Genomic DNA, 10,289 nt, shown 5'->3' with positions numbered 1-10,289 from the left:
TGAGGTCTTCCACTCGGGTGACGACCCTCACCCCGGCCCTCTCCCAGAGGGAGAGGGGGAGTGCTTCTAGCGAAGCTCCCGGAAGAACGCTCGCACGTCCTCGAGGAACAGCTCGGGCGCGTCGACGGAGGCGAAGTGGCCTCCCCGTGCCATCTCCGTGTAGCGCCTCAGGTTGTACCGCGCTTCCAACCAGTGCCGCGGGGGCAGGGGAATCTCCTTGGGGAACACCGCCACCGCCGTGGGCACCCGCACCGGACCGCTCTGCTCCACGCGCCGCACGCCAAATGTCTCGTAGTACAGATTGGCCGCACTCGCGGCGCTGTTCGTCGCCCAATAGAACATCAGGTTGGTCAGCAACCAGTCCTTGGAGAGCACTCGCTCCAGCTCCCCATCGCAATCACTCCAGGTCCGGAACTTCTCGACGATCCACGCGGCGAGCCCCGCCGGTGAGTCGCTCTGCCCGATGGTCAGGGACATGGGCTTGGTGCTCTGGACCTGGGTGTGGCTCAGCTCCGTCGCCAGGAGCATCGCCGCCTTCTGGCCATAGGCTCGCGCCAGCTCGCTTTGCTCTTCTCCGGGCGGCGGCCCCGCGAGCGCCATATTGAGGTGGATGCCCACCAGGTGCTCCGCATGCTCCGCCCCGAGTATCGTCGAGACGATGCCTCCCCAGTCGCCTCCCTGTGCGCCATAGCGCGGATGGCCGAGGTGTTCCGTCATGAGCCGATCGAACGCCGCGGCGACACGTGAGGCATTCCACCCCGGCTCGCGCGGCTTCCCGCTGAAGCCGTGGCCGGGCAGTGAGGGGATGACCACGTCGAACGCGTCCGCCGCGTCTCCTCCGTGCGCCGCCGGATCCGTCAGCGGGCCGATGAGGTGATGGAAGTCGTGGATGGAGCCGGGCCAGCCATGGGTCAGCAGCAAGGGCAGGGGAGACGGCCCCTTTCCCCGGACATGCCAGAAGTGGATGTCCACGCCATCCACCTCGCACATGAATTGAGGGTAGCGGTTGAGCTCGGCCTCGTGCCGGCGCCAGTCGTACTGGTGCCGCCAGTACGTGCACAGCTCGCGCACATAGGAGAGATCGGCACCGTGCGCCCACGGGCCACCGGGGAGTGGATCGGGGAAACGCGTGTTGTCGAGGCGGCGGTGCAGGTCGGTGAGGACGTCCTGCGGCACATCGATACGATAAGGGCGTGGAGGCATGCGGCTCACCGTGCCACACGCCCTCCACGCGGAGAGATGCTAAAAAAGCATCGCGGCGCAGCCGCTCCTCAACCCTGGACCGCCTCGTAGGCCGAGCGCCAGAAGTCCACGAAAGCGGCGGGCGCGGACGGAGAATCCATCATCCGCTGCGTCAACAGCACCCCGATCACCCCCGTCCGCGGATCCCAGTAGCTGGACGTCCCGTATCCACCGTCCCAGCCGAACCCGCGAGGATCCCCGGGCTCGTGCTTGTGAACGATGGAGAGCGCATAACCCCAGCCGCGCTTGTCCCAGAAGCCAGGGCCGAAGGGCGACACGGACTTCTGCCGCGGGGTGATGTGATCCGTCGTCATGAGCTCGATGGAGCGCTCGGAGAGGAGGCGCCTGCCTCCGAACTCCCCCTTGTTCATCCGCGCGCAGCTCCTGGAGGAGGGAGGCCCGGCCATGTGGGAGCAGTTCATGGCCGAGCTGCGTGAGCTCCACCTCGGTATTCCGGCGAACCACGAGGGCCCCTCCGTCGCCGAGCAGCTGCGGGCCGCCTACGAGAAGGTCCTCGCCCGGCAGACGGGGAAGACCCGGCGCTGAGTCCGCGAGCGGAGCGGGTATGCTCGGGCGGCATGCGCTCCCTTTCCCTGTTCGTCCTCTGCCTCGCGCTCCTGTCCGCCCCGGCACGCGCTTCCGAGGCTCCTGCCCACGAAGCTCCGGAAGGCTCCGCCCCGCTCCGCTCCCAGCCGGAGCCCGTCGAGCTCGGCCCCTCCCTGGGGGCGCTCGGCGGTGGCCTCCTGATCGGCGCGCCCTCGACGCTGTTCCTCCTCGGCGCCGGCATCGGCTTCGGCGGTCCCGCCTACCACCTTCTCGCCTTCCCGGTGCTCGGGCCCACCGCGGGCCTGGTGCTGGGGGATCTGCTGTCGGGACAGGCTCCGGTGGGCGCCTGGGGCGGGGCCCTGCTCGGCGCGGTGGTGGGCACGGCCGCGGGTGCCGCGCTCTTCTATTCGAGTCAGCCCCTCCCCGGCATGGTGGGTCTGGCGCTGCTGCCGCCCCTCGGTGCGGCCATCGGACGGGGGCTGGTGGTGTCGCTCACGGGGAAGCCCGCGCCCATGGCCGCCCGATCGCGTTCCTCCGTCGTCTGGACGCTCGCCCCCGCACGGCTCGGTGACTCCGGGACGGGGGCGGTGGTGATGGGCTGGTTCTGAGACGGCCGAAGGAACATCCGCGAATGGCGAGTGACATCTGGAAGTTCCTGCCGCAGCGTCTGCGCAACCACCTGCCCCGGATGCTCGGCGTGGCGGCGCTGTCCACGGCCGTGGCGGCGGGGTGCTGGCTCCTCGGAGCGCTGGGACTGCCCACCCTGGAACGCGCCCTCTACGATCGCGCGCTCACCACCTTCACCCGGAAGATCAGGAGCCAGTCACACGACATCGTCGTGGTGGCCATCGATCAATCGAGCCTCGATGGCATCCGCTCCAATCCCACGTACGCGCGCGACTTCGGCCCGTACCCGTGGAATCACCTCCTGTGGGCACGGGTGATGGAGGAACTGTCCCTCCAGGGCGCCCGGGCCGTGCTGTTCGACGGCGTGATGGACGAGCCCTCCACCGACGGAAACACGGAGCTCGAGCTCGCCCGCGTGCTGCGCGAGCGCCGGCTGCCCGTGTACCTGGGCGTGGCCACCCATCCCATGGCCGCGCCCCTCCCCAAGGCGGTGGCCCAGGTGCTGGCCTTCCCGGTGCACACCGGGGGACGCACGTTGCCGCGCCTCGAGTCCGAGTCGCTGCCGGGTATCCGCCAGCCCCACAACCTCGTTCCTCCCGTCACGCCGCTGCTCGCCGAGGCGAAGGGGTTCGGACTGGTGGAAGGGGAGGTGGATCCGGATGGAATCTCCCGGCGCACCCGCTTCGTGTACTCGGATGGCACCAACGCCTATGTCACGCTCCCGGTGGCCGCGGCGGCGGACTTCTTCGGGGCCACGGAGCTCGTGTTCTCCGGCCGCACCCTGCGGCTGGGCCAGCGCGAGCTTCGGGTCAACCCCGATGGCAGCGCGGAGCTCGACTTCGGTGGCGCCCTGCATGAGCGCTTCCGCATCGTCCCGGTCATGGCGCTGCTGGACGCCTGGTCCCTGCGCCAGCAGGGCAGGCCCACGGGGTTCGAGGAGGATGCGTCGTTCCGCGATCGGCTCGTGGTCATCGGCCCCACGGCGCTGGGGCTGGGCACGCCCGCGTCCACCCCGTTCGCCGCGTTCGTGCCCGGGATGAGCTCGCGGCTCGCGGTGCTGGAGAACATCTCCTCCGGCCGCTTCATCACCGAGGCTCCCTTCGGGGTGAGCCTGCTCTTCGCGCTCGGCCTGGCGGTGCTGTCCGCGGTGCTGCTGATGACGGTGCGCTCTCCGACGCTGGAGCTGGCGTGGTTGCTGTTGGCCGTCGTCCCCCTCGTGTTCCTGTCCATGGGGGCCTCGCTGGCGCTGGGACGGGTGCACCTGCTCGGGGCGCTGCCCGTGACGGCGGGCCTGCTGGCCAGCCTGGGGGCCATGGCCTCCAACCACCTCTTCGCCAACCGCCAGGCCGCCTTCATCCGCGAGGCCTTCGGCCGCTACATGGAGCCCCGTCTCATCGAGCAGATGATCGAGCAGAACCGGCTCCCCAAGCTGGACGGCGAGGAGCGCGAGCTCACCGCCTTCTTCAGCGACATCCGCGGCTTCTCCTCCTTCTCCGAGAGCTTCCAGCACAACCCCCGCGCGCTGGTCAGGGTGCTCAACCAGTACCTGACACGGGTGAGCTCGGCGCTGCTGTTCGAGGGCGGCTGTCTGGACAAGTACATCGGCGACGCGGTGGTGTGTCTCTTCGGCGCGCCCATCGACCACTCGGACCATGCCGTGCGCGCCTGCCGGGGCGCCCTCGCCGCGCAGGCCGAGGTGACCCAGCTGCGCGAGGAGTTCCGCCAGAAGGGTCTGCCGGACGTGTACACGCGCATCGGCATCAACACCGCCCGGCTCTTCGTGGGCAACTTCGGCAGCGATCAGCTCTTCGACTACACCGCCATGGGCGACGGCATGAACCTCGCCTCGCGGCTGGAGGGCGCGAACAAGTCCTATGGCTCGCTGATCATGATCGGCCCGCGCACCTATGAGCTGGCGCGCGACCACATCGAGGTGCGCGAGCTGGACCGGGTGCGGGTGGCCGGCAAGGCCGAGGCGGTGACGGTGTACGAGCTGCTCGCGCTCAAGGGCGAGCTGCCGGCGAAGAAGCGCTGGACCGTCGAGCGCTACCACGAGGCGCTCGAGCTCTACCGGCAGCAGCGTTTCGCCGAGGCGGCCGGAATCCTGGCGGCGCAGCTGTCCGAGGACCCGGAGGACGGTCCAACAGCCGTATTGCTCGAGCGCTGCCGCGAGTACCAGGAGCACCCGCCCAGGCACTTCGATGGCGTGGCCAACCTGGAGAAGTGAGGAGGAACGTCTACGTGATTGCCACCATGGGCCGGTGATGCTCGAAAGGGTCATGGCCTGGAATGACGGAGGGGCGTAGAATCCAGGCTTCCCCCTCGTTGCATCCAGGAGTCTCCACATGTTCCGCGCGCGTATCCTTGGCCCCCTCCTCATGACCCTCACCCTCGCCGGCACCGCCGCCGCCCGGCCCCCGGGCTGCGACGAGCAGTGCGGGGATCCCTCCCAGCCGACGCTCTTGTGCACGTGTTGGGAGCGGGCGGGCGCCCCGGTGACCACCTGTGGTGACTACTGGGAGAACATGTGTGGTCTCGCCGTGGCGCCCCCGGATGACGAGCAGGTGACGAGCGAGGAGCCCGAGGCGTCCTTCGAGCCGGGCGACGAGCAGGCCTCGCGGATGTCCGATGTCAACGTTTGCCGCGCCGCCAGCTGAATCGCGGCGCGTGGTGGGCCTGGCCGCCCAGTACGAGACCACCTACGAGGTGGCGCCGAGGCAGCCCTCGGACCTGACCGTGAATTGATTCACGGCGTTCCCTTGCGCCGGGCCCTCCAGTCGTCGCGCTCCTGGCCCCAGAGCTCCACCGGGCTGTCGCCATAGGGCGGCGGCAGCTTGCCGGGACCCAGCAGGCGCGAGCCCAGACGGAGCGCGACCTGCTTGGATGCCTCGTTGTCCGGATCGATGCAGTGGATGATCCGGGTCCAGCCGAGGTGCTCGAAGGCCCAGTCCATGGCCGCCGCCGAGGCCTCGGTGGCGTACCCGCGTCCCCAGAACTCGCGCAGGATGCCCCAGCCAATCTCCGTCCCCGGCCAGCCCTCCGGCACCCAGGGACCCACGCGCCCCACCCAGCGGCCCGTCGCCTTCTCGAGCACGGAGAACATGGAGTAGCCATTCAGCACCCATGAGCCCGCCATGGCGTTCATGGCCCGCCAGGCCATCGTGCGCGGTTGCAGGCCACCGATGTAGCGCGCGGACTCCGGATCGCCGATGAGCGTCACGAAGCCTTCCAGATCCTCCTTCGCCGTGGGGCGTAGGAGGAGGCGAGGGGTTTCGAGGGTCGGTCCAGGAGCGATCACCGAGGATCTCCGAAGCGGGTGGGGAAGGGGCCGGGTTCTCGCACCCCGTTCCCCCCGGAGCAAGGACCTCCGCGCGTCCGGCCCGAGGCGTCAGTTCACCTTGACGGTGATGGGCGCGGACGTCGTGACGTTGCCCGCCGCGTCATGGGCCCTGGCCGTGAGGGTGTGGTTGCCCTTGGCCGCGCCCAGCAGGTTCCAGCTGAAGCTGTAGGGAGCCGTGGTGTCGGTGCCCAGGACGGTGGCGCCGTCGTAGAACACCACCTGGGTGACGCCCACGTTGTCGCTGGCGCTGGCCTGGATCGTGGTGCTGAAGGTGAGGAAGGAGAACGACGTCCCGTTGGCCGGCGAGGTGATGGCCACCGTGGGCGCGCTGTTGTCCACGGTCACGGTGCGGGCGGCGGACGTTGTGACATTGCCCACCGCGTCGTAGGCCTTCGTGGTGAGCGTGACGCTTCCGTTGGCCACGGCGGTCGTGTCCCAGCTCACCGCGTAGGGCGCGATGGTGGACGTGCCGAGCAGTGTCGTGCCCGCGTAGAACTCGACCCGCTCCACGCCCACGGCGTCGCTGGCGGTGGCGCTGACGGGGACGGTGCCCCTCAGCAGGGCGCCCTGGGCCGGAGCGCTGACGGCCGTCACCGGCGCGGTGTTGTCGACCGTCACCTGGACCCCGGTGGAGTTGCGCTCGTTGCCGATGCTGTCGAACGCCTTCGCCGTGAGCGTGTGGGCCCCATCCGTCATGCCCGCCGTGTTCCAGCTCACCTGGTAGGGCGCGGTGGTGTCGGTGCCGAGCAGCGTCGTGCCCGCGTAGAACTCGACCTTCGTGACGCCCACGGCGTCGCTGGCGGAGGCCTCGACCAGGGCCGCGCCCCGGAGGAACGTCCCAGGGGCGGGGGAGGCGAGCGCCACGTCCGGCGGCGTATTGTCGAGCGTCACCGAGACCGCGGCGGAGAGCCGGGTGAGGTTCGCGTGATCGTAGGCCCTGGCGGTGAACGTGTGGGCCCCGTCCGCCACGCCCGACGCTGTCCCAGCTCACCGCGTAGGGCGCGCTGGTGTCGGTGCCCATCAGCGCTCCATCCACGTAGAACTCGACCCTCGCCACGCCCACGCTGTCGCTGGCGTTGGCGCTGATCTGGACGGTTCCCCGGAGCCGGGCGCTCTGTGCCGGAGCGGTGATCGACACCGTGGGCGCGAGGGTGTCGACGGTCACCTGGACCCCGGCGGAGGTGCGCACGTTGCCCGTGCCGTCATGGGCCCTCGCCGTGAGCGTATGGGCCCCTTGCGTCCAGGACCCCGCGTTCCAGCTCACCGTGTAGGGCGCGCTGGTGTCGGTGCCGAGCAGCGCCCCATCCACGTAGAACTCGACCTTGGAGACCGTCTGGTTGTCCGTGGCGGTGGCCTCGAGCATGGCACTGCTCCCGAGGTACACCCCAGGCGCCGGTGACGTGAGCGCCACGTCCGGAAGCGTGTTGTCGATGTTCACGGTGATCGCGGGAGACGTCCCCACGCGGCCCTCCGTGTCATGGGCCTTCGCGGTGAGCGCGTGGGCCCCGTCCGCTCCGGTGGCGCTGTCCCAGCTCAGCTCGTAGGGCGCGCTGGTGTCGGTGCCGAGCAGCGTCCCGTCCGCGAAGAACTCGACCTTCGTTACCGGCGAGGCAGCCGTGACCGTCGCGGTCATTGGAACCAGGCCCTTCAGCTGCGCACCGTTGGAAGGAGCGGTGAGCGTCAGCACCGGATCCGCCAGCACCGCGAAGGCCACGTCGTCGTGCTCGCCATAGCCGCTGAGGGTGCACGCCGACATGGGGTCGCCATCGAGCCGGAGCTGGGCGCGCACCGCCTGAAGGTGGCCGGAGGGCAACACGTACTCCGCCGAGAGCACCTGGCTCCCCGGCGTGGTCGGCAGCGTGGTCAGGTGCGTCCACACGGGTTGGGTGGCATCGCTCGCGGAGAACAGATCGATCGAGGCCGCGGCGGCGCTATAGATGCTGGCGTGGACCTCGAGCCGCACGCGCTGCCCCGCCGTGAAGGGCCCTCCCTCGACGCTCGACAGCTTGATCCGCTGGATGGCATACGCGGTGGTGATTCCGTCGGAGCAGGAGCCGTTGAGCGTATTGGGCCGGTGGGGCTCCGAGGTGTACTGGCTCGTCACGAGGTTCTTGGTGTCGCAGACGTCCACCGGCGTGGCGCACTTCGGCACGCGCAGCGTGGCGTCGTACACGGCGCTGGGGATCTGGCTCGTGGTCACCGTGACCGCGGCGCTCGTGGTCACCTTGTTCGCCGCGTCATAAGCCCTGGCGGTCAACGTGTGGCTCCCATCCGCCTCCGTGGTGCTGTCCCAGTCCACGCCGAAGGGTGCCGTCGTGTCGCTCCCCACCAACAGCCCGTCTCTCAGGAACTCGACCCGGGTGACCCCGACGTCGTCCGAGGCCTCCGCCTGGAGGGAGATCACTCCCTCCAGCGTGGCTCCGCTGGCCGGGGAGGTGAGGGCAACGGCCGGGGCCGCGTTGTCCACCGTCACGCTCACCGGAGTGGAGGTGGCGACGTTGCCCTGGGCGTCCGTGGCGCGCGCGGTCAGCATGTGGCTCCCGCTCGCCACGGTCAGCGTGTTCCAGGAGAGGCTGTAGGGCCAGGAGGTGTCCGTCGCGATCAGCGTGCCATCCACGAGGAACTCGACCTTGGAGATCGAGGAGGACGCATCCGTGGCGTTCGCGGAGAGTGTCACCGTTCCGCTGAGCGTCGCTCCACTGGCGGGCGCGGTGAGCGAGACGGCCGGAGGCGTGGTCTCGGTCACCACCATCACCGTCATCTGCTGTGAGGTTCCCACGTTGCCGACCGCGTCATACGCCCTGGCCGTCAGGACATACTGGCCGGTGTAGCTGAACGAGGTCTGGACTCTGAAGGTGTTGTCGACGGAGTAGGCGGTGTCGAAAGGATAGGAGGAGCCGCCCTGGAAGAACTCGACCCGGGTGACGCCCACGTTGTCCGTGGCGTTCGCGTAGATCCACACCTGCTGCTTCACGGCCACGCGGGTGCCAGGAGAGACAGAGGTGAGGGAGACCTCGGGCGCGACGAAGTCGTTGTCCGTCGTCACCGTCACGGGCAGCGAGGCCACCTCGTGCCCGGCCACGTCGCGCGTCCGGGCCACCAGCGTGTGGCTCCCGTTGGCCACGCTCCGGGTGTTCCACATCACCCCGAACGGTTCCGTGCTGTCCGTGCCGATCAGCGTCGAGCCGTCATAGAAGTCCACGGCCGCCACGCCGAAGTCGTCGCTCGCCATGGCCGACACCGTGACGGCTCCAGTCAGTGTCTCTCCATTGCCGGGCGCGGTGAGCGCGACCTGCGGCGGAGCCGTGTCCGTCCCCGTGCCGACCGGGAAGACCAGGTCGTCGTGATCGATCCAATAGTTCTCGGGCGTCGTCACGCCGCAGGCCGTCGCGCTCCCCGTCCCCACGCCGTACTTCGCACGCACCGCCTGCAGGCCACCGGCGGGCAGGACGTACTCCACCAGGAGCGTCTGCACACCCACCTTCAGGGGCCTGACGGTGGCGATGGGAACCCACGAGGGCTGCGTCGCATCCGCCGCCGAGTACACCACCAGCCGGTCCACCGGCACCGAGTCCTTGTTGTCGGTGACGACGTCCACCTCGACCCGGACCCGCTTGCCAGCCGTCAGCGCCGTGCCATCCGCTCCGAGCACCCGGATCCCCCGGATGTTCTCCGCCAGGCCGGATTTCGTGCCGTCGGGGCACCCGTCCAGCGTGTTGGGCGCGTTCCGCTCGCTGTCCGCTCCCCGGCCCTGGACCAGCTCCCGGGCATCACAGCGCTCCATCACGGTGTCGCACCGGGGCGCCCCCAGCAGCGGATCGTAGCGGGCGTTGCCCGCGTTGATCGTCTCGACCGTGACGGGCGCGCTCAGCGCCGACTGGCCCGCAGCGTCATAGGCCTGGACGCTCAGCGTGTGGCTCCCGTTGAACGCGGTCCCCGTGTCCCAGGTGAACGAGAACGGTGCCGTCGCGTCACTCCCGAGGAGCGCACCGTCCAGGAAGAAGTCGACCTGCTTCACCTCCCGGTCGTCGCTCGCGGACGCCTCGAGGGTGACCGTGCCGCTCAGGAGCGCTCCGGCGGCCGGAGCCGTGAGCACGGGCTCCGACGGTGGCGTGAAGTCGTTGTCCACCGTCACGTTCACCGTGCTCTGGGACATGTTGCCGGCCGCGTCGTACGCCCGTGCGGTGAGCGTGTAGGGACCATCGGCCAGGCTCTGGGTCGGCCAGTACTTCTCGAAGGGCGCCTCGGTGTCCGTCGCGAGCAGCGTGGTGCCCGCGTACAGCTCCACGCGCTGCACGGCGAAGTCGTCGCTCGCCGCCACCCGCATGTGCACGCCGCGGCTCACCACGCTGCCCTCCACCGGGGAGGTGATGGTCACGCTCGGGGGCGTGAGGTCCGCCTCCTGGCTCACCGCGAAGACGAGATCGTCATGGTCGATGGTGTAGCCGCTGTACGGCGCGCAGCCGTTGGAGAAGACACCGCTCCGGTGGAACACGCCCCGGAGTGCCTGTGGCCCCCCCGAGGCCGGCAGCAC

Annotated in this window: 8 protein-coding genes and 1 pseudogene; 4 read left to right on the top strand and 5 right to left on the bottom strand. The window is 69.7% G+C overall.

Annotated elements, in window-relative coordinates; translation table 11 throughout:
- Nucleotides 1-66: 66 nt before the first annotated feature.
- Both Q664_RS06675 and Q664_RS06670 read right to left on the bottom strand, forming a co-directional pair.
- Nucleotides 67-1,203: an epoxide hydrolase family protein gene (locus Q664_RS06675; RefSeq protein ID WP_043391088.1), complete on the bottom strand. Its 1,137-nt coding sequence runs from the start codon at nucleotides 1,201-1,203 to the stop codon at nucleotides 67-69.
- Between the two features lie 68 nt (nucleotides 1,204-1,271).
- The gene (locus tag Q664_RS06670) at nucleotides 1,272-1,613 is read right to left on the bottom strand and encodes a serine hydrolase (RefSeq protein ID WP_052517755.1); all 342 of its coding nucleotides are present in this window, start codon (nucleotides 1,611-1,613) and stop codon (nucleotides 1,272-1,274) included.
- On the opposite strand from Q664_RS06670, the gene Q664_RS59935 reads away from it, so the two are divergent.
- From Q664_RS59935 to Q664_RS06650, 4 genes are all read left to right on the top strand, one after another.
- The gene (locus tag Q664_RS59935; RefSeq protein ID WP_052517754.1) at nucleotides 1,606-1,788 is read left to right on the top strand and encodes a hypothetical protein; all 183 of its coding nucleotides are present in this window, start codon (nucleotides 1,606-1,608) and stop codon (nucleotides 1,786-1,788) included. The genes Q664_RS06670 and Q664_RS59935 overlap by 8 nt on opposite strands.
- Before the next feature lie 32 nt (nucleotides 1,789-1,820).
- Nucleotides 1,821-2,396: a hypothetical protein gene (locus Q664_RS06660; RefSeq protein ID WP_043391083.1), complete on the top strand. Its 576-nt coding sequence runs from the start codon at nucleotides 1,821-1,823 to the stop codon at nucleotides 2,394-2,396.
- Between the two features lie 23 nt (nucleotides 2,397-2,419).
- Nucleotides 2,420-4,642 carry an adenylate/guanylate cyclase domain-containing protein gene (locus tag Q664_RS06655; protein WP_043391080.1) on the top strand — a complete coding sequence of 741 codons (2,223 nt, stop codon included), beginning with the start codon at nucleotides 2,420-2,422 and terminating at the stop codon, nucleotides 4,640-4,642.
- Between the two features lie 118 nt (nucleotides 4,643-4,760).
- A complete protein-coding gene (locus tag Q664_RS06650; RefSeq protein ID WP_043391078.1) occupies nucleotides 4,761-5,072 on the top strand; it encodes a hypothetical protein in 312 nt (103 codons plus the stop codon).
- Between the two features lie 89 nt (nucleotides 5,073-5,161).
- Here Q664_RS06650 and Q664_RS06645 read toward each other — a convergent pair whose 3' ends face one another.
- From Q664_RS06645 to Q664_RS57405, 3 genes and pseudogenes are all read right to left on the bottom strand, one after another.
- Nucleotides 5,162-5,713, bottom strand: coding sequence for a GNAT family N-acetyltransferase (locus Q664_RS06645; RefSeq protein ID WP_043391075.1), 552 nt, complete (start codon nucleotides 5,711-5,713; stop codon nucleotides 5,162-5,164).
- A gap of 90 nt (nucleotides 5,714-5,803) precedes the next feature.
- Nucleotides 5,804-6,619, bottom strand: coding sequence for an Ig-like domain-containing protein (locus Q664_RS62885; RefSeq protein ID WP_369406326.1), 816 nt, complete (start codon nucleotides 6,617-6,619; stop codon nucleotides 5,804-5,806).
- Nucleotides 6,620-6,740: 121 nt separating this feature from the next.
- Nucleotides 6,741-10,133: pseudogene (locus Q664_RS57405) on the bottom strand (Ig-like domain-containing protein); the annotation flags it as partial.
- Between the last annotated feature and the right edge of the window lie 156 nt (nucleotides 10,134-10,289).

It is taken from the genome of Archangium violaceum Cb vi76 (assembly GCF_000733295.1).
Lineage (GTDB): Bacteria > Myxococcota > Myxococcia > Myxococcales > Myxococcaceae > Archangium > Archangium violaceum.
The sequence above is the reverse complement of the archived record's forward strand: the minus strand, read 5'-3'. Positions and strand labels throughout refer to the sequence as shown.

What these genes read in the sequence shown, in the direction of transcription:
- Q664_RS06660 (WP_043391083.1), top strand. Translation starts at nt 1,821, where the DNA reads ATGCGCTCCCTTTCCCTGTTCGTCCTCTGCCTCGCGCTCCTGTCCGCC.
- Q664_RS06675 (WP_043391088.1), bottom strand. Translation starts at nt 1,203, where the DNA reads ATGCCTCCACGCCCTTATCGTATCGATGTGCCGCAGGACGTCCTCACC.
- Q664_RS06670 (WP_052517755.1), bottom strand. Translation starts at nt 1,613, where the DNA reads ATGAACAAGGGGGAGTTCGGAGGCAGGCGCCTCCTCTCCGAGCGCTCC.
- Q664_RS06650 (WP_043391078.1), top strand. Translation starts at nt 4,761, where the DNA reads ATGTTCCGCGCGCGTATCCTTGGCCCCCTCCTCATGACCCTCACCCTC.
- Q664_RS06655 (WP_043391080.1), top strand. Translation starts at nt 2,420, where the DNA reads ATGGCGAGTGACATCTGGAAGTTCCTGCCGCAGCGTCTGCGCAACCAC.